Genomic DNA, 26,272 nt, shown 5'->3' on the forward strand with positions numbered 1-26,272 from the left:
GCAGGACGCTTCCTACAGCTGCCCCACGGACGTCACACGGACGATCGCGCGGCCCTCCTCGTCGGAGGCGGCGAGATCCACCTCCGCGCTGATGCCCCAGTCATGGTCGCCGTTCGGGTCGGCGAAGGTCTGCCGGACGCGCCACAGACCGTGCGCCGCGTCCTCCTCGATCGACAGCAGCTTCGGACCGCGCGCGTCCGGACCGGTGCCCAGGTCGTCGTACTCGTCCCAGTACGCGTCCATCGCCTCACCCCAGGCGTCGGCGTCCCAGCCCGACTCGGCGTCCAGCTCGCCCAGCGCGTCGACGTTGTCCAGGGCCGCCAGCTCGACCCGGCGGAACATCGCGTTCCGGACCAGGACCCGGAAGGCGCGGGCGTTCGCCGTGACGGGCTTGACCTGGTCGGCCTTCTCCTGGGCCTCCTCGGCCGACTCGACCTCGGGGTTGGCCAGCTGCTCCCACTCGTCGAGCAGCGAGGAGTCGACCTGGCGGACCATCTCGCCCAGCCACTCGATCAGGTCCTCGAGGTCCTCGGTCTTCAGGTCGTCCGGGATGGTGTGGTCCAGAGCCTTGTACGCGCTCGCGAGATAGCGCAGCACGATGCCCTCGGTCCGCGCCAGCTCGTACCAGGACGTGAACTCCGTGAAGGACAGCGCGCGTTCGTACATGTCACGGATGACGGACTTCGGCGAGACCGGGTGGTCACCCACCCACGGGTGCGACTTCCGGTAGACGTTGTACGCGTGCCAGAGCAGCTCCTCCAGCGGCTTCGGGTACGAGATCTCCTGGAGCCGCTCCATACGCTCCTCGTACTCGACGCCGTCCGCCTTCATCCGCCCGACCGCCTCGCCGCGCGCCTTGTTCTGCATGGCGGCGAGGATCTGCCGAGGGTCGTCGAGCGTCGACTCGACCACCGACACCATGTCGAGGGCGTACGACGGCGACTCCGGGTCCAGCAGGTCGAACGCGGCCAGCGCGAACGTGGAGAGCGGCTGGTTGAGCGCGAAGTCCTGCTGGAGGTCGACCGTGAGCCGGATGGTGCGCCCCTCGGCGTCCGGGGTGTCGAGCTGCTCCACGACACCGCCGTCGAGCAGCGAGCGGTAGATCGCGATGGCCCGCCGGATGTGCCGCAGCTGTGCCTTGCGCGGCTCGTGGTTGTCCTCCAGCAGCTTGCGCATCGCCTCGAAGGCGTTGCCGGGCCGGGCGATCACCGACAGCAGCATGATGTTCGTGACCTTGAACCGCGAGGTCAGCGGTTCGGGCTCGGAGCCGATCAGCTTCTCGAACGTGGTGTCGCTCCAGGCGACGAAGCCCTCGGGCGCCTTCTTGCGGACGACCTTGCGGCGCTTCTTGGGGTCGTCGCCGGCCTTGGCGAGCGCCTTCTCGTTCTCGATGACGTGCTCGGGCGCCTGCGCGACCACGTAGCCCGCCGTGTCGAAACCGGCGCGGCCGGCGCGGCCCGCGATCTGGTGGAACTCCCGCGCGCGCAGCGTCCGCACCCGGCTGCCGTCGTACTTGGTCAGCGCCGTGAACAGCACCGTACGGATGGGGACGTTGACGCCCACGCCGAGCGTGTCCGTGCCGCAGATGACCTTCAGCAGACCCGCCTGGGCCAGCTTCTCGACGAGGCGGCGGTACTTGGGCAGCATGCCCGCGTGGTGCACGCCGATGCCGTGGCGTACGTAGCGCGAGAGGTTCTGGCCGAACTTGGTGGTGAAGCGGAAGCTGCCGATGAGCTCGGCGATCCGGTCCTTCTCCTCGCGCGAGCACATGTTGATGCTCATCAGCGACTGCGCCCGCTCGACGGCCTGCGCCTGGGTGAAGTGGACGATGTAGACCGGTGCCTGCCTGGTCTCCAGGAGCTCGGTCAGCGTCTCCGTGATCGGGGTCAGCTCGTACTCGTACGACAGCGGGACCGGGCGGGTGGCCGAGCGGACCACCGAGGTGGGCCGGCCGGTGCGCCGGGTGAGGTCCTTCTCGAACATCGCCATGTCGCCGAGCGTCGCCGACATGAGGACGAACTGGGCCTGCGGCAGTTCGAGCAGCGGGATCTGCCAGGCCCAGCCGCGGTCGGGCTCCGCGTAGAAGTGGAACTCGTCCATGACGACCTGGCCGATGTCGGCGTCCTTGCCGTCCCGCAGCGCGATCGAGGCCAGCACCTCGGCCGTGCAGCAGATGACCGGGGCGTCCGCGTTCACGGAGGCGTCACCGGTCAGCATGCCGACGTTCTCGGTGCCGAAGAGCTTGCAGAGGTCGAAGAACTTCTCCGAGACCAGCGCCTTGATCGGCGCGGTGTAGAAGGTCACCTGGTCGTTGGCCAGCGCGGCGAAGTGCGCACCGGCCGCGACCAGCGACTTTCCCGATCCGGTGGGCGTCGAGAGGATCACGTTCGCCCCGGAGACCACCTCGATCAGCGCCTCCTCCTGGGCCGGGTAGAGGGTGATGCCCCGGCCCTCCGCCCAAGAGGTGAAGGCCTCGAAGAGGGCGTCGGGGTCGGCGTTCGGCGGCAGCTGATCGATAAGGGTCACGCCCCCATCTTGCCTGGATTCCGGTCGGATGCGGGAACCGGCCATCGCAACGAAGATCACGGACGATACGCTGCCTTGTCGACCGGTCGTCAACTGCACGCCGGCGCGTGAGGAATGGGGCGGGACGACCATGATGGGACCGGCGCACTCGCTGTCCGGAGCAGCGGCCTGGCTGGGTGTGGGCGCCGCGTCGGCCGCCCTGGGGCACCCGATGCCGTGGCCGGTACTCGTCGTCGGAGCGCTCATCTGCGCCGGAGCCGCCCTCGCGCCGGACCTCGACCACAAGTCCGCGACCATCTCGCGCGCCTTCGGACCGGTGTCCAAGGGCCTGTGCGAGATCGTCGACAAGCTGTCGTACGCCGTCTACAAGGCCACCCGCTCCACGGCGGACCCCCGCAGGTCCGGGGGACACCGCACCCTGACCCACACCTGGCTGTGGGCCGCCCTCATCGGCGCCGGAGCCTCCGCCGTGGCCGTCACCGGGGGCCGCTGGGCGGTCCTCGCGATCCTCTTCGTCCACCTGGTCCTGGCCGTCGAGGGCCTGCTGTGGCGGGCCGCGCGGGTCTCCAGCGACATCCTGGTCTGGCTGCTCGGTGCCACCAGCGCCTGGATCCTCGCCGGCGTCCTGGACCAGCCGGGCAACGGCTCGGACTGGTTCTTCACCGGCACGCAGCAGGACTACCTGTGGCTGGGCGCGCCGATCCTCCTCGGCGCGCTGGTGCACGACATCGGTGACGCGCTGACCGTCTCCGGCTGCCCGATACTGTGGCCGATCCCGGTGGGCCGCAAGCGCTGGTACCCGGTCGGGCCGCCGAAGGCGTTGCGGTTCCGCGCCGGCAGCTGGGTCGAGCTGAAGGTCCTCATGCCGGCCTTCATGCTGCTCGGCGGGGTGGGCGCCGCGTCGGCCCTCGGCTACCTCTGACCCCGGCGCTTCCGCGCCGGTGCCCCGGGCACGGCGCATCGACCCGGGGCCTCCGGCACGGTGTTCACGCAGCGTGACGTCCGTCCACCCCGTCGCGCCCGCCCCTCCGGGACTCCCGTGGTGGGCCCCGGACGGGCGCGGACGCGCCGGGCCCGGACGCGCCGGGCCCGGACTCGTGGCACGGTCAGCCGTGCCACGACCTCCACAGCGCCGCGTACGCGCCGTCCGCCGCCACCAGTTCGTCGTGGCTGCCCAGCTCGCTGATCCTGCCCTCCTCGACCACCGCGATCACGTCCGCGTCGTGCGCGGTGTGCAGCCGGTGGGCGATCGCGACGACCGTGCGCCCCTCCAGGACCCGGGCCAGCGAGCGCTCCAGGTGACGAGCGGCCCGCGGGTCGAGGAGCGAGGTCGCCTCGTCCAGGACCAGTGTGTGCGGATCGGCGAGGACGAGCCGGGCCAGGGCGATCTGCTGGGCCTGCGCCGGGGTCAGCGCGAGCCCGCCCGAACCCACCTCGGTGTCCAGGCCCGCCTCCAGGGCGCGCGCCCAGCCGTCCGCGTCCACCGCGCCGAGCGCCGCCCACAGTTCGGCGTCGTCGGCACCCGTCCGGGCGAGCAGCAGGTTGTCGCGGAGCGAGCCGACGAAGACGTGGTGCTCCTGGTTGACCAGGGCCACGTGCTCGCGGACGCGCTCCGCCGGCATGTCGGCCAGCTCGGCGGAGCCGAGCGTCACCGTGCCGGTGCGCGGGGCGTAGATGCCCGCCAGCAGCCTGCCGAGCGTCGACTTGCCGGCGCCGGAGGGGCCCACCAGGGCCAGCCGGGTGCCCGGCGGGACGTCCATCGACACCCGGTGCAGGACGTCGACACCTTCGCGGTAGCCGAAGCGCACCTCGTCCGCCCGGACCGTACGCCCCTCGGGTCGCAGATCCGCGTCGCCCGCGTCCGGCTCGATCTCCCGGACGCCGACCAGCCGGGCCAACGACACCTGTGCCACCTGGAGTTCGTCGTACCAGCGCAGGACGATGCCGATCGGATCCACCAGCATCTGCGCCAGCAGCGCGCCCGTGGTCAGCTGCCCGACGTCGATCCAGCCGCGCAGCACGAAGGCCCCGCCGAGCAGCAGCACGGCCGCGAGGACGGTGACGTGGGTGAGGTTGACGACGGGGAAGAGCACCGACCGCAGGAAGAGGGTGTACCTCTCCCAGGCCGTCCACTCCCGGATACGCCGGTCGGACAGGGCGATCCGGCCCGCGCCGAGGCGGTGCGCCTCCACCGTGCGGCCGGCGTCGACGGTCTCGGCGAGCGCCCCGGCGACGGCCGCGTACCCCGCCGCCTCCGAGCGGTACGCCGCCGGCGCCCGCCGGAAGTACCACCGGCAGCCCGCGATCAGCAGCGGCGCGGCGATCAGGATCGCGAGGGCCAGGGGAGGCGCGGTCAGGGTCAGGCCGCCGACCAGCAGTCCCACCCAGACGACACCGATCACGAGCTGCGGCACGGCTTCCCGCATCGCGTTGGCCAGCCGGTCGACGTCCGTGGTGATCCGGGACAGCAGATCGCCGGTCCCGGCCCGCTCCAGGACCCCCGGCGGCAGCCCGACCGAACGGACGAGGAAGTCCTCGCGCAGATCGGCCAGCATCTCCTCGCCGAGCATCGCGCCCCGGAGCCGCACCAGCCGCACGAAGAGGGTCTGTACGACGACCGCGACGGCGAACAGGGCGACGGTGCGCTCCAGATGGAGCTCCCGGCTGCCGTCGCTCAACCGCTCGACGAGCGAGCCGAGGAGCTGGGGACCGGCCATGGAGGCCAGGACCGCGACGGCGTTGACGCCGATGAGCAGGGTGAACGCCCTGCGATGGCGGCGCAGCAGGCCGCGGACGTACCCGCGGACGGTCGTCGCCGTCCCGACGGGCAGCGTGGCCGCCGACTGCGGGGCCGCCGGATCGTACGTCGGTGGCGCCAGGCCGATCATGCCGACTCTCCTTCCAGTGCCGGGAGTTCTTCCATCCCGTCGAGGCCGCGGAGGCCGTCGAGCGTGCCGGGTCCGGCGGGGTTCCCCGGCGCCGTGGATGCTGCCGGTGTCCCGGGTGCGGCGGACGCGGCTTGTTCCTCGTCGGTCTCCCGGGTGACGACCGCCCGGTAGAGCGGAGCGTCGCGCAGCAGCTCGCGGTGGGTGCCGACCGCCGCCACCGTGTCCCCGTCGAGCAGGACGACCCGGTCGGCGAGGTCGAGCAGCAGCGGCGACGAGGTCAGCACCACCGTCGTCCCGCCCGCGCGGAGCTTCCTGACACCCACCGCGACGCGGGCCTCGGTGTGCGAGTCGACCGCCGAGGTCGGCTCGTCCAGGACCAGCACCTCCGGGTCGGTGACCAGGGAGCGGGCCAGGGCCAGCCGTTGTCGCTGGCCGCCGGAGAGCGACCGGCCGCGTTCGGTGATCCGGGTGCGCATGGGGTCGCCGTCGGTGTCCACGGACGCCTGGGCGAGCGCGTCGAGCACGTCCCCGCACTGCGCGGCGGCCAGGGCGTCCTCCGCCCGGACGGCTCCCGAGGAGGGGACGTCGAGCAGTTCGCGCAGCGTGCCCGAGAGGAGGACCGGATCCTTGTCCTGGACGAGCACGGCGGTCCGCGCCGCGTCGAGGTCCAGCTCGTCGAGCGGCACCCCGCCCAGGAGCACGGAGGCGTGGCCCGCACCGGGATCCGCCGGGTGGCCGCCGAGGCGCTCCGCCAGCCGTCCGGCGGCGTCGGGGTCCCCGCACACGACCGCGGTGAGGCGGCCGGCGGGAGCCAGGAGTCCGGTCACCGGGTCGTACAGGTCGCCGGTCGCCCCCTGCTCACCGCTTCCGCTCCGGGAGGCCCCGGCCGCGGTCGTCGTCCGGGTCAGCGAGAGGACCCGGGCGGCCCGCTTGGCGGACGGCCGGGAGAAGGAGAAGGCCATGGCGATCTCCTCGAAGTTCCGCAGCGGGTGATGGGTCAGCATCACCGCGCCGTAGACGGTGACGAGTTCGCCCACGGTGATCCGGCCGTCCAGGGCGAGACGCGCCCCGTACGCCACCACCGCGATGAGCAGCGCACCCGGCAGCAGGACCTGGATCGCGGCGATCAGCGCCCACATGCGGGCGCTGCGGACGGCTGCCCGGCGGACCTCCTGGGAGGCGGCGCGGTAGCGGCCGAGGAAGAGCTCCTCGCCGCCGATGCCCCGCAGCACCCGCAGTCCCGCCACCGTGTCCGAGGCCAGTTCGGTGGCGCGGCCCGCCTTCTCGCGCTGCTCGTCGGCCCGGCGGGTGGCGCGGGGCAGCAGCGGCAGCGCGGCGAGGGCGAGCACGGGGACGCCCACGGCGACGACGACACCCAGGGCGGGCTGGTAGAGCACCAGGCCGACGCAGACGACGACCAGCGTCAGGGCCGCCGCGGCGAACCGGGACAGCGCCTCGACGAACCAGCCGATCTTCTCGACGTCTCCGGTGGAGACCGCGACGACCTCGCCCGCGGCGACCCGCCGGGTCAGCAGGGAGCCCAGCTCCGCCGTCTTGCGCGAGAGCAGCTGCTGCACCCGGGCGGCCGCCGTGATCCAGTTCGTGACGGCGGTGCGGTGCAGCATCATGTCGCCGACGGCGAGGGTCACGCCCAGCAGCGCCAGCAGACCGCCGGCCAGCCAGAGGCGGCCTTCGTCGCCGTCGACGACCGCCTGCACGGCGAGGCCCACGGCGAGCGGCAGCGCGGCGATGGACAGCTGGAGGAGCAGGCCCCACAGGGTGGACCTGAGCTGCCCGCCGAGTTGGCGGCGGCCGAGCCAGAGGAGGAACCGGGTGCCCGAGCGGACATCGGGGACCCCTGGGTCGGCGTACGGTAGATCGCGAATCTGCATGGCGTCCCAGGGTCTTCCGGTGCGTGTCCCCGACGGTGGCCGGGGCTCCAAACCGTGCAAGGTTGGCCCTCCGGCGCCGGGGGCGGCAATCGATTTTCTGGCAATCGGCACAGAACGCGCCAAGATCCCCCGACGCCCTCTGGACGTCACCGACGCCCCGCGCTTCACTCGCCTGCCATGAGGCCTCAGAAGATCATGAGCATGATCGGCGGGCTCGTGCTGGCCGCCGGCGCCCTCCTCACCGCGCAGCCGGCGGCGGCGGACGGCCCGACCGGCACCCCGCCCCCCGAGTTCACCAGCGACTGGCACGACCCGGTGACCGCCGCGCCGCCCGTCACGATCCCCGGCACCCGCTCCTGCGAGGTCGTCCTCGCCGCCGCGCAGTTCCGCGACTTCACTCCGTACAAAGGGAGTTACACCCCGCCGAAGGAGTGCGGCACCCGCTGGAACAAGGTCGTCCTGCGCCTCGAAGGACAGGTGAAGGGGCGTCAGTACGACCGGCTCGGCCACGTCGCGGTCGGCGGTGTGGAGATCTTCCGCACCTCCACTCCGCAGCCCTCGCCCGACGGCATCACCTGGTCGGTGGAGAAGGACGTCACGCGCTACCGCGACACCCTCAGCCGTCCCCAGCCGGTCGAGATGCTCATCGGCAATGTCGTGAACGAGACCTACACCGGCGTCCTCGACGTCCGCGTCACCCTCACCTTCCACACCGCGCGGGGGAGGACGGCGCCCGTCGCGGACACCCCCGACCGGGTGATCCCGCTCGACGCCGCGACCGTCACCACCCCACGCAACACCGAACGCCTGCTGGCCGAGGTGTACGCCACCGGCTCCGGCGGCGGATGCGAGGAGTACTGGTACCTGACCGTCCCGGACGCCGCCCCCTACTCCTGCAAGGCGACCGACGGCCCGTACCGCGAGGTGCGGATCTCCGTGGACGGCCGCACCGCGGGCATCGCCGCCCCGTTCCCGACCGTGTGGACCGGCGGCTGGTCCAACCCCTTCCTCTGGTACGTCACTCCCGGCCCGCGCGCCTTCGACGTCCGGCCCGTCGTGTACGACCTGACCCCCTTCGCCGCCCTCCTCAACGACGGCCGCGCCCACCGTGTGGAGGTGTCGGTGGCCGGTGTGCCCGCCGGGCAGACCGGCTGGTCCACCCCCACCAACCTGCTCCTGTGGCAGGACGAGGGCCGGGCCGTCGTCACCGGCGCGCTCGACCGGTACGAGGCCTCCGCCCCGCGCAACTCCTCGGTGCACACGCCGGGTGAGATCCACCGCCTCGACACCGACGGCGGCCACCGGCTCACGGTCGCCGGCCACCTGGACACCTCGCACGGCCGCGTCGAGACCACCGTCACCCGCACCCTCGCGAACACCTCCGTGCACCGCTGGGGCGAGGGCGAGAACCCCGACGCCCTCACCGCCCGGTGGACCGACGACGAGACCGTGACCGTGGGCCGCACCAGCACCCGCACCCACCGCGCCTCCACCATGGACGGCGAGACGACCGTCGGTGCCGGGGACCGCCTGCGGACCGTCCTCACCCTCGGGGACCGCGTCGACACCGTCGTCCTGCGCGACGGGAGGCCGCTGTCCTTCTCGCACCTCGACGACACCTACGGCGGCGACGCCACCTACACCACCGGAGTGCCGCGCGACCAGCGTCACGCCGTCGGGACGACGACCGAGCGCTACCGGGTGTACGGCTCGGACGGCTGCTACGACCGGAGCCTGAAGACCGTCCAGGGCACGGTCACGGAGGACCGCCGGCGCTGCTGAACACCCCCGCCGCGGGGCGCGGCGGCGCCGGGTCCGGGGCTTCCCGAACCCGGCGCCGCGCGCGCCGGCCGCGGAGCCCGGCGCCGGTCGGCACGGCGCCGCCCGCCCCCGGTCAGGGGCGCGTCGCCCGCTCCAGGGCCAGCAGCACCGACTCGTAGCTCCGCCCGGTCGCCCGGTCCATCCCGATCTCGCACATCCGGTTGGCCGACAGGTGCGCGTCGAAGGGCCGCGCCGTCACCTCCGCCGCCTCACGGGCCGTCGCTGAGGCCGTCAGCTCGGGATGCAGCATGCCCCGGTCGCCGGCGAAGGCGCAGCAGCCCGCGTCGGCCGGCACCACGACCTCGTCGGCGCAGGCGGCGGCGAGCGCGGTCAGCCGGTCCTCGTCCCCCAGATGCCGCATGGAGCACGTCGGATGGACCACCGCCGAGCCGACCTTGCGGCGCACCGTCAGTCGCGGCAGCAACTCGTCCGCCGCCCACACGAGGGAGTCGATCACGGTCAGTTCCGCGTGCAGCTCCCGGTTCTCCTCGGTCAGATGGGGAACCACCTCGTGCGCGATGCCGAAGGCGCACGAGGAGGCGTCGACCACCAGCGGCAAGCGCCCGCCCGCCGTCCAGCCCCAGGCCGCCTCGACGATCCGGTTCGCCATCAGCTCGTTGCCGCGCACGTACCCCTTGGACTGCCAGATCGTCGCACAACACGTCCCGGCGACGTCCTGGGCGATCCACACCGGCCTTCCGGCCCGGGCCGACAGCGTCACCACCGCCTCGGGCAGCGAGGGGCCGCGCCGGCCGGCCGGACCGCCGAAGATCCGGTTCACACACGCCGGGTAGTAGACGGCGACCGCCGCCGGACGGTGGGTGCGCGGAAGGCGGCGAGGCGCCGCACCGGGGATCTCCGGCAGCCACTCCGGTACGAGGTCCGGCCGTACCGCCCTGCGTGCCAGGGCGGTCACCGACGCCGGGAACCGGTCGCCGACCCGGTCGGCCGCGGCGACCGCGAGCCGCGCGGCCGCCTCCACGGCACGGAAGTGCCGGGCGGTGAGCGCGGCGATGCGCTCCTCACGCGCGGAGTGCCGCTCGTGCCGGAACTCCTTCATCAGCGCCCCGGTGTCGATCCCCACGGGGCAGGCGAGCTTGCAGGTCGAGTCGCCGGCACAGGTGTCCACGGCGTCGTAGCCGTACTCCTCCAGCAGGGTCGTCTCGACCGGGGACCCGTCGCGCTGCCGCAGCATCTCCCGGCGCAGCACGATCCGCTGGCGCGGAGTCGTCGTCAGGTCGTGGCTGGGGCAGGTCGGTTCGCAGAAGCCGCACTCGATGCACGGGTCGGCGATCGCCTCGACCCTCGGAATCGTCTTCAGACCGCGCAGGTGCGCGTGCGGATCGCGGTCCAGGACGATCCGCGGGGCGAGTACCCCGTCCGGGTCGATCAGCTCCTTCGTGCGCCACATGAGCTCCGTCGCCCGGGGCCCCCACTCCAGCTCCAGGTACGGCGCGATGTTGCGCCCGGTGGCGTGCTCCGCCTTGAGCGAGCCGTCGAAGCGTTCCACGGTCAGCTTGCAGAACGCGTCCATGAACGTCGCGTACCGCTCGACGTCCGATGGTTCACCGGCGTCGAAGGCGAGGAGGAAGTGCAGGTTCCCGTGCGCGGCGTGCCCGGCGACGGCCGCGTCGAAGCCGTGCCGGGCCTGCAGGTCCAGCAGTGCGGCGCAGGCCTCGGCCAGCCGGGCCGGCGGCACCGCGAAGTCCTCGGTGATCAGCGTCGTACCGGCCGGCCGCGAACCGCCCACCGCGGTCACGAACGCCTTGCGCGCCTTCCAGTACCCGGCGATCGTCCTCGCGTCGCGGGTGAAGGCGTTGTCGACCGAGGCGACGGGAGCGACCAGCTCCAGCCGCTCCAGGACGCCCTCCGCCCTCTCCTCGTACGTCTCCAGGGCCGCGAGGTCCGGGGCGCGGAACTCCACCAGCAGCGCGGCCGTCTCCCGCGGCAGTCCCGCCCAGTCGGCCGGCACCCCGGCCACGCTGACCGAGGCCCGCAGCGTGTTGCCGTCCATCAGCTCGACCGCGACCGCCCCGGCGTCGTTGAAGCGCGGCACGGCCGCGGCGGCGGCCGGCAGTGAGGGGAAGAAGAGCAGCGCCGTCGACACCTTGCGGTCCAGCGGCAGGGTGTCGAAGACGACCTCGGCGATGAAGCCGAGGGTGCCCTCCGAGCCGACCATCAGCCCGCGCAGGATCTCCACCGGGGTGGCGCCGTCCAGGAAGGCGTCCAGCCGGTAGCCGTTGGTGTTCTTGATGGTGTGCTTGGCGCGGATCCGGGCCGTGAGCTCCGGGTCGGCCTCGATCTCGGCCTTGAGCGCCAGCAGCCCGGCGCACAGGCGCGGCTCGGCGCGGGACAGCTCCTCGTCGGCGTCCGGATCCGCCGTGTCGACGACGGTGCCGCTCGGCAGGACGAACGTGAGGGAGGCGACGGTCCGGTACGAGTTCCGGGTGGTCCCGGCCGTCATCCCCGAGGCGTTGTTGGCGACGACGCCGCCGATCGTGCAGGCCACCGCGCTGGCCGGGTCGGGGCCGAGGACCCGGCCGTGCGGGGCGAGGGCGACGTTGGCGCGCACGACGGTGGTGCCGGGCCGGATCCTGGCCCGGGCGCCGTCGTCCAGGACTTCGACGCCCACCCAGTGCCGGCGCACGTCCACCAGGATGTCCTCGCCCTGAGCCTGACCGTTCAGGCTGGTGCCGGCCGCCCGGAAGACCACTTCACGGCCTTTGCCGTGCGCGTAGGAGAGCACGGCGGAGATGTCGTCGATGTCCTCCGCGACCACCACGACCTGCGGGACGAACCGGTAGGGGCTGGCGTCGGAGGCGTACCGCACCAGATCGGAGACCGTCGCGAGCACCTTCTCCGCGCCGAGGACCGCGGCCAGTTCCTCCCGCAGATGCCGCGGCGTGCCCTGGGCCTGGAGGTCGGGGACCCGGTCCGGAGCCGGTCTGCGCCGCCCACCGGGGCGTAGGGCCTGCGGGTTCGGCTCCAGCAGCGGCATGGCACGGCTCCCCTCGGCGCTCCCTGTGCCCCGAGGTCAGCAGCGGCGCTCCGGCCCGGGGTCGACCAGAGCGGACAGCAGACCTCCGAGCTCCTCGCGCTGATCGACGGTCAATGGAGCAAGGATGTCCTCTGCGGCGGCCCGGCGCGCGCTGCGCAGCGCGCGCAGCGTGGCGCGTCCCGCGTCGGTCAGTTCGATCCGCACCACCCGGCGGTTGGTCGGGTCGGCGACCCGGCGCACCCGGCCGGCGGCTTCGAGACCGTCGACGAGGCTGGTCACCGCCCGTGGGACGACCTCCAGACGGGCGGCGAGATCCGCCATCCGGGGCGGACGGTCGTAGTGCGCGACGGTGCGCAGCAGGCGGGACTGAGCGGGGGTGATGCCCACCGGCTCCAGGTGCTGCTTCTGGATGCGGTGCAGGCGGCGGGTGAGGCGGAGCAGCTGCTCGGCCAGCAGTCCGTCGGCGTCGGTGCCGCCCGTGCGGACGGTGCCGACGCGGCCGTCGGTGCCGCCCGACGGGCCGGTGGCCGCCGGGGGGCGCGGTTCGTCCGGGGCCGCCGCACCTGCGGGGAGGTCCGTGTCCTGCGGGACGTCCGCGCCGTGCGGGAGGCTCGGGGCGTCCGGGGTATTCATGCCGGGAACCGGGGTGCTCATGCCCGGAACGATATCAGGACCTGGTTCATTGTGAGTATAGGTAACAATGAGCTATGCTCTCATCCGCCGTACTGTCTCACCTCTCGTAGGAGCCCATGCACCCCCACGAACAGTCCACCTGGACACCTCCCAGTCGCGATCCCGCGGAGCCCAAGGAGCCGGCGCAGGTCCGGCGCATCCTGCGCCTCTTCCGGCCCTACCGCGGGCGCCTCGCCGTCGTCGGGCTGCTGGTCGGCGCCTCGTCGCTGGTCTCGGTCGCCTCGCCGTTCCTCCTCAAGGAGATCCTCGACACCGCCATCCCCCAGGGGCGCACCGGGCTGCTCAGCCTGCTCGCCCTGGGCATGATCGCGACGGCCGTCATGACCAGCGTCTTCGGCGTGCTGCAGACCCTGATCTCCACCACCGTCGGACAGCGGGTGATGCACGACCTGCGGACCGCGGTCTACGCCCAGCTCCAGCGGATGCCGCTGGCCTTCTTCACCCGCACGCGCACCGGCGAGGTCCAGTCCCGGATCGCCAACGACATCGGCGGCATGCAGGCGACGGTCACCTCGACCGCCACCTCGCTCGTCTCCAACCTCACCGCCGTCGTCGCCACCGTCGTCGCCATGCTCGCGCTCGACTGGCGGCTCACGGTCGTCTCGCTGCTCCTGCTGCCGGTGTTCGTCTGGATCAGCCGCCGGGTCGGCCGCGAGCGCAAGAAGATCACCACGCAGCGCCAGAAGCAGATGGCCGCCATGGCCGCGACCGTCACCGAGTCCCTCTCCGTCAGCGGCATCCTGCTCGGCCGGACCATGGGCCGCGCCGACTCGCTGACCACGTCCTTCGCCGAGGAGTCCGAGCGCCTCGTCGACCTCGAAGTGCGCTCCTCCATGGCCGGCCGGTGGCGGATGTCGACGATCGGCATCGTCATGGCCGCCATGCCCGCCCTCATCTACTGGGCCGCGGGGCTGGCCCTCCAGTCCGGCGGGCCCGCCATCTCGCTGGGAACGCTGGTCGCCTTCGTCTCGCTCCAGCAGGGGCTCTTCCGGCCCGCCGTGAGCCTGCTGTCCACCGGCGTGCAGATGCAGACGTCCCTGGCCCTCTTCCAGCGCATCTTCGAGTACCTCGACCTGCCCGTCGACATCACGGAGCCGGAGGAGCCCGTCCGGCTGCCGAAGATCAGCGGCGAGGTGGCCTTCGAGGGCGTCGACTTCCACTACGACCGCGAGGCGCCCGGCACGGCGACGCTCGGCGGCATCGACCTGGCCGTCCCGGCCGGCGGCAGCCTCGCCGTCGTCGGCGCCACCGGCTCCGGGAAGTCCACCCTCAGCTACCTCGTTCCCCGGCTGTACGACGTGACCGGCGGGCGGGTGCTGCTCGACGGAGTCGACGTGCGCGACCTGGACTTCGACACCCTCGCCCGGGCCGTCGGCGTCGTCTCCCAGGAGACCTACCTCTTCCACGCCTCGGTCGCCGACAACCTGCGCTTCGCCAAGCCCGACGCCACGGACGAGGAGATCGAAGCCGCCGCGCGCGCCGCGCAGATCCACGACCACATCGACTCCCTGCCGGACGGATACGACACCCTGGTCGGCGAGCGGGGCTACCGCTTCTCGGGCGGCGAGAAGCAGCGTCTGGCGATCGCCCGGACGATCCTGCGCGACCCGCCCGTGCTGATCCTGGACGAGGCGACCAGCGCGCTGGACACCCGCACCGAACACGCGGTGCAGCAGGCCATCGACGCGCTCTCCGCGGGGCGGACCACGATCACCATCGCGCACCGGCTCTCCACCGTGCGCGACGCCGACCAGATCGTCGTCCTGGAGTCCGGCCGGATCGCCGAGCGCGGTACGCACGAGCAGCTCCTCGCCCAGGACGGCCGATACGCCGGCCTCGTGCGCCGGGACGCGGAATCCGCCACCGGCGCCGCCGCGGCGGGCGCCCCGCAGGCCGGGAGCGCGGGCACCGATGCAGGCGTCGAAGGGGCCGGAGCCGATGCCGCCCCTGGCGCCGGAAGCGAACAGACGAACGCGGGAGCGGTTGTTCCCCAGAACGTGTGATCGTTCCGCTTTTCGCTGCCCCACTCCCGTGCGCCGCACGATGATGACGGTGCGCAAGCGACGGGCTGCAGACCGTGACTGCGCAGTCCCACTGATGCACCTGTACGAGGAGAAGCACCACCATGAACGTGATCACCAACCTGCTCGCCGGCGTCCTCCACTTCCTGGGCTGGCTCGTCTGACGATCGCAGTGCCACGGCGCCGTCGGCCCCCCGTCCCAGGGGGCCGACGGCGCCGCCGCGTGTGCGGGGTCCGCGGATTCGCCCGGACACCGGGTTAGCGTGCGCGCATGACGCACCGGTCCTGGCAGCCCGCCCGCCGTCGCCGCACCCGGCTGACCCGCCGCGGCCGGCTGACGGTGCTCGTCACACTCGCGGTCGCCGTGGCCGCCGCGATCACCCTGCCCCTGCTGCTGACACGGGACGAGCCCGCGGTGGAGAAGCCGCGGACCCTGCTGATCCCCGAGGGATGGCGTGCCGGACAGGTGTACACGGCCGTCGACCGTTCCCTCGGCCTCGCGGCGGGAGCGACCCGCGGAGCGGCGGGCGGGGACGGCACCACCCTCGGACTCCCGGCCGCCGCAGCGGGCAACCCGGAGGGCTATCTGTTCCCGGCGACCTATCCCGTGCCGGCCGGGACGACGCCGCGGACCCTGCTGCGCTACATGGTGGACACGGCCAAGAAGAGGTTCGCCGCCGACCGGTTCGCCACCGGCGCCCGGCGCAACGGGCTGAGCGTGTACCAGGCCGTGATCGTCGCGAGCATCGTGCAGGCCGAGGCGGACAGCGCGCGGGACATGGCCAAGGTGTCCAGGGTCGTCCACAACCGCCTCGCCCGCGGCATGGCGCTCCAGATGGACTCGACCCTGAACTACGCCCTCGGACGCTCGACCGTGGACGTCACCCGGGCGGACACCCGGATCCCCGGCCCGTACAACACCTACACCCGTGCGGGGCTGCCGCCCACGCCGATCGGGAACCCGGGGGAGGACGCCATGACGGCCGCGATCGCCCCCGCGAAGGGGGACTGGCTCTACTTCGTGACCGTGAAGCCGGGCGACACCCGGTTCACCGCGGACTACGCCGAACACCAGGCCAACGTGGCCGACTTCAACGCACAGCGGGGCGCGGCGAAGGCGGACTGACGGATCGGCGCTCCGGCCGGAGGCCGGACGGCCAGGATGCCGAAGGCCCCCGCGTCAGCGGCCGGCGAACGCCTCCGCGCCCCGCGCACCCGCCCGGTCCCGCAGTGTCCCGTCGGCCTCCTCCGGCGCCTGCGCCCGGTCCTGCCCCGGCACCCCGACCTGCTCCCGATCCTCCCGCTCCTCGCGCCGCAGCAGGCGCCGGATCTCGCCGACGGCCGCCCGGCCCGCCCGGTTGGCGCCGATGGTCGAGGCGGACGGACCGTAGCCGACCAGGTGGACGCGCTCGTCCCGGACCGCGCGCGTGCCGTCCACCCGGATGCCACCGCCCGGCTCGCGCAGCCTCAGCGGTGCCAGGTGGTCGATGGCGGCGCGGAACCCGGTCGCCCAGAGGATCACGTCGGCGTCCACGGTGCGGCCGTCGTCCCAGGCCACTCCGGTGGGCGTGATGCGGTCGAACATGGGGTTGCGGTCCAGGACGCCCTGCTCCCGGGCCCGCTTGATCGAGTCGTTGAGCGGGAGGCCGGTGACGGAGACGACGCTCTGCGGAGGCAGCCCCTGCCGCACCCGCTCCTCGACCAGGGCGACCGCCGCCCGGCCCTCCATCTCGCCGAACGGGCCGTCGCGGTAGACCGGTTCGCGCCGGGTCACCCAGGTGGTCCGCGCCGCGACCTCGGCGATCTCCATCAGGTGCTGCGTGCCGGAGGCGCCGCCGCCGACCACGATCACCCGCAGGCCCGCGAACTCCTCGGGCCCGGGGTAGTCCGCGGTGTGCAGCTGACGCCCGCGGAAGGTCTCCTGTCCCTGGTAGCGCGGCCAGAACGGGCGGTTCCAGGTGCCGGTGGCGTTGATGAGCGCCCGGGCGCGGTACGTCCCCTCGGACGTCTCGACCAGCAGTCGACCGGGTGTCCCCGTCATGTCCGAGTCCGGGTCGGGGGTGGCGCCGGCACCGGCGTCGCGTACCGCGGACACCTCGACGGGCCGGTGGACCCGCAGGTCGAAGTGTTCCTCGTACGCGGTGAAGTAGGCCCCGATCACCTCCGACGAGGGCCGGCTCGCGTCGGCGCCGGCGAGCTCCATCCCCGGCAGCGCGTGCATGCCGTGCACCTTGCCGTAGGTGAGGGACGGCCAGCGGAACTGCCAGGCGCCGCCGGGGCGGGGCGCGCGGTCGAGGACGACGAAGTCCCGGTCGGGTCGCAGACCGGTGCGCCGCAGGTGGTGGGCGGCCGAGAGGCCCGCCTGACCGGCCCCGATCACGACCACGTCGATGTCCCGTACCGTCGTCTTCGCCTCGAAATCGTTCACGATTCCACTAACCGTGGTGCGCGCGAGGATCTTCCCGGACCGGGCGCCCCCGTACGGCGCCCGCTCGCGGGCCGGCCGCGCGGGCGGCCCCCGCGCGGCCGGCCGGTCCGCCTACCTCCCGCCCCCGACCAGCAGCGGCGCTCCGCCCGGAGCGGAGGCCGGCCTGCCGTTGGACGCGGGGACACCGAGCAGGGGCGACGCCGGGATGGTCGGCAGCAGGCCGCGCGCCGCGAGCTCCGGCGTCACCCCCTCGCCGAACCAGTACGCCTCCTCCAGATGCGGGTATCCCGACAGGACGAAGTGCTCCACGCCCAGGTCGTGGTACTCCTCGATCCGGTCGGCGACGTCCGCGTGGCTGCCCACCAGCGCGGTGCCGGCACCGCCCCGGACGAGTCCCACGCCCGCCCAGAGGTTCGGTGAGATCTCCAGCTTGTCGCGCTCCAGCGAACCGCCGCGGTGCAGCGCGAGCATCCGCTGCTGCCCGACCGACTCGCTGCGGCCGAGCGTCTGCTGTGCCGCGGCCACGGTCTCCGGATCGAGGTCGGAGAGCAGCCGGTCCGCCGTCGCCCACGCCTCGCGCGACGAGTCGCGCGAGATCGTGTGCAGCCGGATGCCGAACCGCACCGTACGGCCGCGCTCCTCCGCGAGCCGGCGGATCCAGTCGATCTTCTCCTTGACCTGCCACGGCGGTTCGCCCCAGGTCAGGTAGACGTCCGCGTGCTCGGCCGCGACCGGGCCGGCCGCCTCCGACGAACCACCGAAGAAGATCTCCGGCAGCGGGTCCGGCGGCAGCGCCGTGAGCCCGCCCTCCACCTGGTAGTGCTCGCCGTCGAAGTCGTACGGCTTCCCGGCCCACACGCCCCGCACGACCGAGAGGAACTCGGCGGTGCGCGCGTAGCGCCGGTCGTGGTCGAGGTGGTCGCCGAAGCGCCGCTGCTCGATGGAGTCGCCGCCGGTCACCACGTTCAGCAGCAGCCGGCCGCGGGTGATCCGCTGGTAGGTCGACGCCATCTGCGCGGCCAGCACGGGGGAGATGACGCCGGGGCGGAAGGCGACGAGGAACTTGAGGCGTTCGGTGTGCTGCGCGAGCGCCACGGTCGTCAGCCAGGCGTCCTCGCACCACGTCCCGGTGGGCGTCAGCACGGCCTCGAAGCCCAGCCGCTCCGCCGCCTTGGCGATCTGCGCGAGGTACTCGATGTCGGGGGCCCGCACCCCACTGACCGTACGCGGCCGGGTGATCCCTCCGTCGGTGTAGGCGTGCCGGTCGACCAGGGTGCGGCCGTCGCCGCCCGTCGGCAGGAACCAGTGCAGATGGACGTTCATCAGGAGTTGCCCTTTCCGTAGAGCCGCGCCGGGGTGGTGGACGGCGGCAGGTTCTTGTCGAAGCGGTCGTCGACGTAGTCGGCGAATGCGAACCGCCTGGGAATCAGACCCAGTTCGGCGAAGGTGTCCGCGATCTTCTGTTCCGAGTCGATGGCGGCCCGGTCCAGGGCGACCGGGATCCGGGTTCCGTTGCTGCGCTTCACCGCGGCGAGCGCCACCTCGTACGGAAGGCCCGTCTCCTTCGCCCAGACCTTGGCCCACGCCTCGGGGTGCTTGTGGACCCAGTCCAGGGCCCGGCGCAGCCGCTCGACGAGGTCGCCGATCGCGGCCGCCTTCTCCTTGTCGGCGAGCGCCGACGGCGAGGCGACCTGGAAGCCGAGCCCGTTGACCACGCCGCGGCCGTCGGTCAGCACGCGGCCCTTGCCGCTCTGCAGGACCTGCGAGGTGTACGGATCCCAGACGGCCCAGGCGTCGACCTTCCCGCTGGTGAACGCGGCCAGCGCGTCCGCCGGCTGGAGCAGGCTCACCTTGACGTCGGCGAGCGAGAGCCCGGCCCGCTTCAGCGAGGCGATCAGCTGGAAGTGGGCGGAGCTGCCCTGGGCGACGGCGACCGTCCTGCCCTTCAGGTCCTCGGGCTTGCGCAGCGGGGAGTCGGAGGGGACCAGGATCGTCTCGCCCGCCGAGTCCCCGTGGGTCGCCGCGATCACGGTGATCTTCGAGTTCGCGCCGGCGGCGAAGACGGGCGGCGTGTTGCCGACGGAGCCGAAGTCGACGGCCTTGGCGTTCACCGCCTCCAGGAGGGGTGGTCCGGAGGTGAAGGTCGACCACTTGATGCGATAGCCGAGGTCGTCGAGTTCTCCGGCGGCGCGCAGGACGGCTTCGGAGCCGCCCTTCTGGTCGCCGACGTTGAGGACAAGCGATCCCTTGCCGTCGGAGTTCGAGGCGGAGTCGGCGACGGAGGCGGTGGTGCAGGCGGAGGCGAGCAGAGCCAGCGGGAGCAGCAGGGCGGCGGGCAGGAGGGAGCGCTTCACGGGGTGTTCCTTCGTGTTCAGGCGGCGGGACGGAAGGCGTCGCCGTCGGCGGCGTCCTCGTCGACGCCGAGTTCGGCGAGCAGGCGGGTGCGGAGGGCGGCGAACGCGGGGTCGCCGGTGGCGCGGGGCCGGTCGAGCGCGACGGGTGTGTCGTACGCGATGACGCCGTCACGCATCACCAGCGCCCGGTCCGCGAGCAGCAGGGCCTCGTCGACGTCGTGCGTGACGAGCAGGACCGCGCAGCCGCGCCGCTGCCACAGGTCGGCGACGAGTCGCTGGGCCTTGATGCGGGTGAGGGCGTCGAGGGCGCCGAACGGCTCGTCGAGCAGCAGCAGATCCGGCTCGCGAACCAACGCGCGTGCGAGTGAAGCGCGTTGGGCCTCGCCGCCGGACAGCGTCTTGGGCCACGCACCGGTCCGGTGGGCCAGACCGACCTCCTCCAGGGCCTGCTCGGCCACCGCCCGGTCGGGCCTGCCGGGGAGTCCCAGCAGGACGTTGCGCCACACCCGCTTCCAGGGCATGAGGCGGGGGGCCTGGAACGCGACGGCCCGGCGCTTGGGGACGAGGACGGTGCCGGAGATGTCCCGGTCGAGGCCGGCCAGGACCCGCAGAAGCGTGGACTTGCCGCAGCCGCTGTGTCCCAGGAGCGCCGTGAACTCGCCCGCGTTCAGAGTCAGATCGAGGTCGTCGATGACGGGGCGGCCGTCGAAGGAGCGGGTCAGCCCCTTGAGGGTCACTGCCCGGTGAAGGTCGGTCGCCATTGGAGCAGCAGCCTTTCGAGAGTGCGGACGACGGCGTCGGCCAGCAGGCCGAGGAAGGCGTAGACGACGAGGCAGACGACGATGACGTCGGTGCGGAAGAACTCCCGTGCCTGGTTCATCAGGAAGCCGATGCCGGCGTCGGCGTTGATGGACTCGCCGAAGACGAGGGCCAGCCAGGCGGTGGCCAGCGAGTACCGCAGGCCGGTCATGGCGCCCGGCAGCGCGCCGGGCAGCACGACGTGCCGGATCAGTCCCCATCGTCCGAGCCCCAACGACTCGCCCGCCTCGACGAGTTGGGCGTCGACCCCGCGGATTCCCGCGTACACGTTGAGATACAGGTGGAACGCCACCCCCAGCGCGATGAGCGCCACCTTGGGGGCCTCGCCGATGCCCAGCCAGATGATGAACAGCGGGATCAGGCCGACCCAGGGCACGGTCCGCAGCATCTGCACGCTCGCGTCCACCAGGTCCTCGCCCAGCCGGGACAGGCCGGAGACGAGGGCCAGGGACACGCCGATCGTGCCGCCCAACAGCAGTCCCACGGCGACGCGTTGGAGGGACACGCCCATCGCGTGGGGCAGTGTCCCGTCGCCGATGAGCTCCCCGGCGGCCCGGGCGATGGTCCCGGGAGAGGCGAGCACGTCGGCCGGCAGGACACCGGTCGAGCTGAAGACCTGCCAGAGCGCGAGCAGCAGCAGCGGCCCGACGGTGCGGCGGAGCCAGCGCGGCACGGCGGTGCCGCGACCCGATCGGCGATCGGGTGTCAGCTCCTCCAGTTCGGTGGAGGGCGGAGGTCGATCCTCTGAAATAGGGGATATGTCCGGCGGTGATTCGGGCGGGGCGTGGCCGACCGTCATGGAGAGCTCCGGGAGAGGGAGAAGAGAGGGAGGTACGCGTCAGCGCCCGTGGGCGCGGAAGATCCGCGCGACCACGGTGGTCACTGCGTCAGAAGGTGAGAAGGCGTCAGCAGCCGCGACGACAGGCGGCGGAGGCCACCCGCAGCAGGTCGATGTGACCGCGCGTGGTGAGCAGGGCTGTACGCAACATGGCGCGAACGTAGCGGCCTGTTCCGGTCGCGGTCAACGGCGTCTCGGAGTGTGGATGCGCGATCTTGCGGTACGGGCGGCAGGATGACCCTATGTCCACTTTCGCGACCCGCGTCCTCACCCTGACCACCGGTACGAACGAGTCGGTCACCGATCTGACGTCCGCCTGCGCCGACTTCCTCACCGAGACGGCCCCGGGCCTCGACGGCCTCCTCAACCTCTTCGTCCCCCATGCCACGGCGGGCCTGGCGATCCTCGAGACGGGCGCGGGCAGCGACCGGGACCTGCTGGCCGCCCTCCATCTCCTCCTGCCGGCCGACGACCGCTGGCAGCACCGCCACGGCACCCCCGGTCACGGCCGCGACCACGTCCTCCCGGCCCTGGTCCCACCGCACGCGACGGTCCCGGTGGTGGCCGGCCGCGTGCAGCTGGGCACGTGGCAGTCGATCTGCCTGGTCGACACGAACAAGGACAACCCGGAGCGCCAGGTGCGGCTGAGCTTCCTCGGATAGCCCTGGGGCAGGCCCCGCCCGGGCAGGATCGTCCGTGCGCGGTGACGTCGGCCTGCCCGGGACTCAGGGACGTGCGGCAGCCGAAGTGCCCGGTTCATGAGGGGATCCGTTCGTCGGCGGCCGCCGATCCGAGCGCGGGGGACGTGGCCGAGCGCCATGCCTTGCCCATGGCGCGGTCGGCCGCCCGTTTCCGCTGCCGGCTGTGGCGATCCGTCCGGAGGGCCCCCGTCGGGTCACTCCGCCGGCAGGAGCGGTGTGCGCGGCGGCACCGTGCGCCGGCTGCCGGTCTTCTCGAAGGCCGCCGCGAGGGACAGCAGGGCGTTGTCGTCGTAGGCGCGGCCCGCGAAGGTCAGCCCGACGGGCATGCCGGTGTCCGCCATGGTGCCCATGGGCACCGTCACGGTCGGGATGCCGAGGTGGCGGGGGACCAGGTTGCCGTTGGCGACCCAGACGCCGTTGCGCCAGCCGAGGTCGGCGGACGACACGTCGACGTCCATGTCGGCGGGGCCGACGTCGGCGACCGCGGGGAAGACCACCGCGTCCAGGCCCAGTCCGTCCATCCACAGCTCCAGGTCGACGCGGCGCGTCTCCTCGAGGCCGCGCAGCCCCTGCTCCAGGAGCGGCATGTCGGCGAGGGACGCGTACGGGCGCTCGCGCACCAAGCGGGGGTACTCGCCGATCGTGTCGTCGAAGCCGTCGTACCGGTCGGGCAGTTCGCCCTCCTGCTTGGGCCAGATGCGGTCACCGTCGACGTCGGCCAGGGTGGACAGTGCCGGGTCGCCGTTGGCGCGCAGGAAGTCGTCCCAGGCCCAGGCGGACAGGTCCTCGATCTCGAAGGCGAGGTACTCGCGGCTGACCAGACCGCGGGTGAGCAGCGAGGGTGCTCCGGGGCGGTCGGACTCGTAGTGGGACACCACGGGGAAGTCGACCTCGACCACCTCGGCGCCGGCCGCCTCCAGATCGCGGCGGGCGGCTTCCCACAGGGTGATCACCGAGGGGCGCGTGTCGATGCGCTGCCCGGTCTGGCCGCCGATGCCTCCGTCGGGGTTCGTTCCGGCTGCGGGGTCCGCGTTGATGTACATCCGGGGCACGCCGACGCGCTTGCCGGCGAGCGCGGCGGACGCGGCCCCGGCGTCGGCGGGCGCGAGGGCCGGGTAGGAGGTGGGGCGTACCTGCGAAGGCGAGGGCAGCGCCACCCACGGCTGTGCGCGCCACAGGTCCCCGCGCGTGTGCGGGTCGTCGGCGACGACGACGTCGAGCAGTTCGAGCAGGTCGGCCATGGTGCGGGTGTGCGGGACCACGACGTCCATGGTCGGTACGAGGGGCCAGTTGCCGCGGACCGAGATCACGCCGCGGCTGGGGGTGTAGGCGCACAGCGCGTTGTTCGAGGCGGGAGCGCGACCCGAGGACCAGGTCTCCTCGCCGAGGCCGAACGCGGCGAAGGACGCCGCCGTCGCCGTGCCGGAGCCGTTGGAGGAGCCGGAGCCGTAGGCGCTGGTGAGCCAGTCGGCACTGTACGGGCTCTCCGCGCGGCCGTACACGCCACGCTGCATGCCGCCGTTCGCCATCGGCGGCATGTTGGTCAGGCCGATGAGGACCGCGCCGCCGGCGCGCAGCCGCTCGATCGCGAAGGCGTCGCGCTGGGCGACGAGGTGTTCGAAGGCCGGGGAGCCGGACGCTGCCGTGAGCCCCTCGGCAAGATAACTGTCCTTGGCGGTGTAAGGAATGCCGTCCAGCGGGCCCAGCGTCTCGCCGCGGGCGCGGCGGGCGTCGGACGCCTCCGCTTCGGCCCGGGCGTGCGGATTCATCACGACCATCGCGTTCAGGGCGGTGGCCGTCCCGGGCCGGTCGTACGCGTCGATCCGCGCGAGGTAGGCGTCGAGCAGCGCCACCGCGGTCGTCTCGCCCTTCTCCAGCGCTGCGCGCAGGTCGGCGATACAGGTTTCCACGACATCGAATCCGCGCGTCATACGGGTGTCTCCGGGGTGGTGAGTAGGGCAGGCGGGCCGCTGGGCCGTGGGGGCGACCGCGCACAGGACCGGGCGGCACACTCCCCATCGCTCTAACTAGATTTTCAGTCTAGACTAAGGGTCTAGATTACTGGAACCTAGACTTGGGACCTGAATTTCCGGAACCGAGAGTGAGCTCATGCCGACGTCAGAGACCGGGCCCGCATCGCCCGACCGCCTTCCCCCGTCGAACGGCGCGGTCGGCTCGGCAGACGGCGGGTCCGACGCCGCCGCGCGGCGCGCGGCCCGGGTCCCGATCGACAGGAAACGTCAGCCCAGCGGGGACGAGGCGCGGGAGCGGGCCATGCGGGCCGCCATCAGCGTCATCGCCGAGAAGGGCACGGCCGCCCTGCGGATGTCGGACATTGCCGCGCGGGCCGGCATGAGCACCGGGCACATCCTCTACCACTTCGGCAAGAAGGACCGGCTCCTGCTCGAGGTTCTCGCCTGGAGTCAGGCGGACCTCTGGACCCGGTTCCAGGAAGCCGCCGACCGGGCGGCATCCCCTGCCGAGAAGCTGGACCTGTTCGTCCGCTTCTACCTGCCCCGCCACCCGGGAGACGAACGCTACGCGCTGTGGACGCAGGTGCTGGCCCAGCGCCATGACGAAGCGGGTCGGCAGATCCTCACCGAGCTGCTGGACGGTTGGGACGAACGACTGGAAGCCATCCTCCGTGAGGGCCGGGACTCGGGGCACTTCACCGACGTGGACCTCCCCGAGTTCACCATCCGGGCCGTGGCCATGCTGAGCGGGCTCTCCGAGGACGTGATGTTCGGACGGTCCCGCTGGCGGCACACCTCGGCACACGCGTTCGCCCTGTCCGCCCTCCGACGCGAACTGCGTCCCGCCGGTCAGGGGCGATGACGGGACAGGACCTAGGTCCTGTCCCGGCCTAGTCGACCGGCTTGCCGGGCTGGTCGTGGGTGGCGCAGTGGATTCCGCCGCCGCCGGTGGCGATGGTGTCGATGTTCACCTGCACGACGTCCCGCCTGGGGAAGTGCTCCCGCAGGATTCCCCGTGCCCGGTCGTCGGCCTTCCTGTCGCCGAACTTGGGCACGTAGACCGCGTCGTTGCCGATGTAGAAGTTCGCGTAGGTCGACAGGAAGTCGTCGCTGTAGCCGGTGATCCGGTCGGGATCGGGCTGCGGGAGGTCGATGACCTCGAAGGGGCGGCCCCGTGCGTCGGTCGCCTCGCTCAGCACGGACATGGCCTGGTCCGAGGAGCGCGACCAGGAGTCGGCGGGCGTCCCCGGGAAGGCCCGGTCCAGCAGGATCACCCCGGGGGCCGTGAACCGCACGAGACTGTCGACGTGGGCGTCGGTGATGTCCTCGCCGCGCACGCCCTTCAGCCAGATCACCTTCTCCATCCCCAGGAGCTCCTTGAGTTCGTCCTCGATCCGGTCGCGGCTCTTGCCGCGGTTGCGGTTGTCGTTGACGATCGAGCTCTCGGTGATGAGCAGGGTCCCCTCGCCGTCCGTCTCGAACGAGCCGCCCTCGGCGACGAGGGGCGCCTCGACGCGGGGGATCCCGTACTTCGCCGGCAGGGCCTGGCCGACCCGCCCGTCGTTCGTGTGCACCTGCTTGCCGCCCCACCCGTTGAAGTTGAAGTCGACGCCGACGACCTCCCCCTCCTCCTCGACGAACACGGGGACGGTGTCGCGGGCCCACAGGTCGTCGACGGGCAGTGGAATCACCTCGACACCGGAACCGCACTGCTTCTGGGCCGCGGCCTGCTGGTCCGGCCGGGCCATCATCACGACGTACTCGTACTCCGCGATGGCCCGTGCGACACGCGCGATGTCCTGCCGTACGTAGAGGAGGTCGTCCTCCCAGACGGACTCCAGGGCGGGCCAGGACATGAAGGTGCGGGCGTGGCTCTCCCACTCGGCGCCCAGGCGGCGGTCCTCGCCCGCCTGGGCGGCGGGACCCGTGGGGGAGGAACCGGCCGACCTGCCGGGATCACCGGGCCCACAGGCCGCGGCGCCGAAGGCGAGCGCGCCGACTCCGAGGATCGCTCGCAGGGCCGAGCGGCGGGAGGAGAGGAAGTCGGACATCGGGGTCTCCGATCGTGAACGTGCGCGGCGAGGCGTCCGGTGACGACGGGCATCGTGCGAGATGAGGAGGGGTGATCGCGGCCCGTCGCCTGAGGCCGGTTGACGCGCTGCCCTGAGGGGTGACAAACACCCCCTGGGGACAGAGTGCATCCGATGCCTCGGGAATCGCCTCGACCGCAAGGGCGGATACGGCCTTCGTGTCGCCACTCTGACACTGACTGATAATTCAGTCAAACTCGATGTCGTCACTCGCCCGTCGGTTCTCGGCG

General features: G+C 72.6%; 18 protein-coding genes. 6 read left to right on the forward strand and 12 right to left on the reverse strand.

The window, feature by feature from the left end; all coding sequences use genetic code 11:
* Positions 1 to 12 precede the first annotated feature (12 nt).
* The gene (locus tag ACGFZF_RS25230; protein WP_393557554.1) at positions 13 to 2,586 is read right to left on the reverse strand and encodes a DEAD/DEAH box helicase; all 2,574 of its coding nucleotides are present in this window, start codon (positions 2,584 to 2,586) and stop codon (positions 13 to 15) included.
* A gap of 70 nt (positions 2,587 to 2,656) precedes the next feature.
* On the opposite strand from ACGFZF_RS25230, the gene ACGFZF_RS25235 reads away from it, so the two are divergent.
* Positions 2,657 to 3,448, forward strand: coding sequence for a metal-dependent hydrolase (locus ACGFZF_RS25235; protein WP_356602380.1), 792 nt, complete (start codon positions 2,657 to 2,659; stop codon positions 3,446 to 3,448).
* A 184-nt stretch (positions 3,449 to 3,632) separates the two neighbouring features.
* Here ACGFZF_RS25235 and ACGFZF_RS25240 read toward each other — a convergent pair whose 3' ends face one another.
* Both ACGFZF_RS25240 and ACGFZF_RS25245 read right to left on the reverse strand, forming a co-directional pair.
* On the reverse strand, positions 3,633 to 5,414 hold the full coding sequence (locus tag ACGFZF_RS25240) for an ABC transporter ATP-binding protein (protein ID WP_393557557.1): 1,782 nt from the start codon (positions 5,412 to 5,414) through the stop codon (positions 3,633 to 3,635).
* Positions 5,411 to 7,306 (reverse strand): ABC transporter transmembrane domain-containing protein, encoded by a 1,896-nt coding sequence (locus ACGFZF_RS25245; RefSeq protein WP_393557559.1) that lies wholly within the window; start codon positions 7,304 to 7,306, stop codon positions 5,411 to 5,413. The genes ACGFZF_RS25240 and ACGFZF_RS25245 overlap by 4 nt, the downstream gene beginning before the upstream one ends.
* A 177-nt stretch (positions 7,307 to 7,483) precedes the next feature.
* Here ACGFZF_RS25245 and ACGFZF_RS25250 point away from each other — a divergent pair, with 177 nt between their 5' ends.
* The gene (locus tag ACGFZF_RS25250; protein ID WP_393557561.1) at positions 7,484 to 9,088 is read left to right on the forward strand and encodes a peptide-N4-asparagine amidase; all 1,605 of its coding nucleotides are present in this window, start codon (positions 7,484 to 7,486) and stop codon (positions 9,086 to 9,088) included.
* 112 nt (positions 9,089 to 9,200) lie between these two features.
* Here the strand turns inward: ACGFZF_RS25250 and ACGFZF_RS25255 are convergent, their stop codons facing one another.
* Positions 9,201 to 12,125 carry an FAD-binding and (Fe-S)-binding domain-containing protein gene (locus tag ACGFZF_RS25255; RefSeq protein ID WP_393557563.1) on the reverse strand — a complete coding sequence of 975 codons (2,925 nt, stop codon included), beginning with the start codon at positions 12,123 to 12,125 and terminating at the stop codon, positions 9,201 to 9,203.
* A 36-nt stretch (positions 12,126 to 12,161) separates the two neighbouring features.
* Complete coding sequence (locus ACGFZF_RS25260; protein WP_393557869.1) at positions 12,162 to 12,581, reverse strand: MarR family winged helix-turn-helix transcriptional regulator; 420 nt, start codon at positions 12,579 to 12,581, stop codon at positions 12,162 to 12,164.
* Positions 12,582 to 12,874: 293 nt separating this feature from the next.
* Between ACGFZF_RS25260 and ACGFZF_RS25265 the strand changes: the two genes are divergently transcribed.
* Positions 12,875 to 14,821: an ABC transporter ATP-binding protein gene (locus tag ACGFZF_RS25265; protein ID WP_393557565.1), complete on the forward strand. Its 1,947-nt coding sequence runs from the start codon at positions 12,875 to 12,877 to the stop codon at positions 14,819 to 14,821.
* Positions 14,822 to 15,110: 289 nt separating this feature from the next.
* Entirely contained in the window at positions 15,111 to 15,965 is an 855-nt protein-coding gene (gene mltG / locus ACGFZF_RS25270) for an endolytic transglycosylase MltG (protein ID WP_393557566.1), read from the forward strand.
* 54 nt (positions 15,966 to 16,019) lie between these two features.
* Here mltG and ACGFZF_RS25275 read toward each other — a convergent pair whose 3' ends face one another.
* The 5 genes from ACGFZF_RS25275 to ACGFZF_RS25295 form a co-directional block, all read right to left on the reverse strand.
* Positions 16,020 to 17,267, reverse strand: coding sequence for an FAD-dependent oxidoreductase (locus ACGFZF_RS25275; RefSeq protein ID WP_393557568.1), 1,248 nt, complete (start codon positions 17,265 to 17,267; stop codon positions 16,020 to 16,022).
* A gap of 111 nt (positions 17,268 to 17,378) precedes the next feature.
* Positions 17,379 to 18,590: an LLM class flavin-dependent oxidoreductase gene (locus tag ACGFZF_RS25280; protein ID WP_393557570.1), complete on the reverse strand. Its 1,212-nt coding sequence runs from the start codon at positions 18,588 to 18,590 to the stop codon at positions 17,379 to 17,381.
* Complete coding sequence (locus tag ACGFZF_RS25285) at positions 18,590 to 19,621, reverse strand: ABC transporter substrate-binding protein (RefSeq protein ID WP_393557572.1); 1,032 nt, start codon at positions 19,619 to 19,621, stop codon at positions 18,590 to 18,592. Before ACGFZF_RS25285 ends, ACGFZF_RS25280 begins: the two co-directional genes overlap by 1 nt.
* A 17-nt stretch (positions 19,622 to 19,638) precedes the next feature.
* The gene (locus ACGFZF_RS25290) at positions 19,639 to 20,382 is read right to left on the reverse strand and encodes an ABC transporter ATP-binding protein (RefSeq protein WP_393557574.1); all 744 of its coding nucleotides are present in this window, start codon (positions 20,380 to 20,382) and stop codon (positions 19,639 to 19,641) included.
* Positions 20,355 to 21,239, reverse strand: coding sequence for an ABC transporter permease (locus tag ACGFZF_RS25295; protein ID WP_393557576.1), 885 nt, complete (start codon positions 21,237 to 21,239; stop codon positions 20,355 to 20,357). The genes ACGFZF_RS25290 and ACGFZF_RS25295 overlap by 28 nt, the downstream gene beginning before the upstream one ends.
* Positions 21,240 to 21,520: 281 nt before the next feature.
* Between ACGFZF_RS25295 and ACGFZF_RS25300 the strand changes: the two genes are divergently transcribed.
* A complete protein-coding gene (locus ACGFZF_RS25300; protein ID WP_356602356.1) occupies positions 21,521 to 21,940 on the forward strand; it encodes a YjbQ family protein in 420 nt (139 codons plus the stop codon).
* A 233-nt stretch (positions 21,941 to 22,173) separates the two neighbouring features.
* Here the strand turns inward: ACGFZF_RS25300 and ACGFZF_RS25305 are convergent, their stop codons facing one another.
* The gene (locus ACGFZF_RS25305; protein WP_393557579.1) at positions 22,174 to 23,910 is read right to left on the reverse strand and encodes an amidase; all 1,737 of its coding nucleotides are present in this window, start codon (positions 23,908 to 23,910) and stop codon (positions 22,174 to 22,176) included.
* 178 nt (positions 23,911 to 24,088) lie between these two features.
* On the opposite strand from ACGFZF_RS25305, the gene ACGFZF_RS25310 reads away from it, so the two are divergent.
* Positions 24,089 to 24,814: a TetR/AcrR family transcriptional regulator gene (locus tag ACGFZF_RS25310; RefSeq protein ID WP_393557581.1), complete on the forward strand. Its 726-nt coding sequence runs from the start codon at positions 24,089 to 24,091 to the stop codon at positions 24,812 to 24,814.
* Positions 24,815 to 24,842: 28 nt separating this feature from the next.
* Here ACGFZF_RS25310 and ACGFZF_RS25315 read toward each other — a convergent pair whose 3' ends face one another.
* Positions 24,843 to 26,003 carry an agmatine/peptidylarginine deiminase gene (locus ACGFZF_RS25315; RefSeq protein WP_393557583.1) on the reverse strand — a complete coding sequence of 387 codons (1,161 nt, stop codon included), beginning with the start codon at positions 26,001 to 26,003 and terminating at the stop codon, positions 24,843 to 24,845.
* Between the last annotated feature and the right edge of the window lie 269 nt (positions 26,004 to 26,272).

This window comes from Streptomyces sp. NPDC048338 (genome assembly GCF_043201055.1).
Classification (GTDB): Bacteria; Actinomycetota; Actinomycetes; order Streptomycetales; family Streptomycetaceae; genus Streptomyces.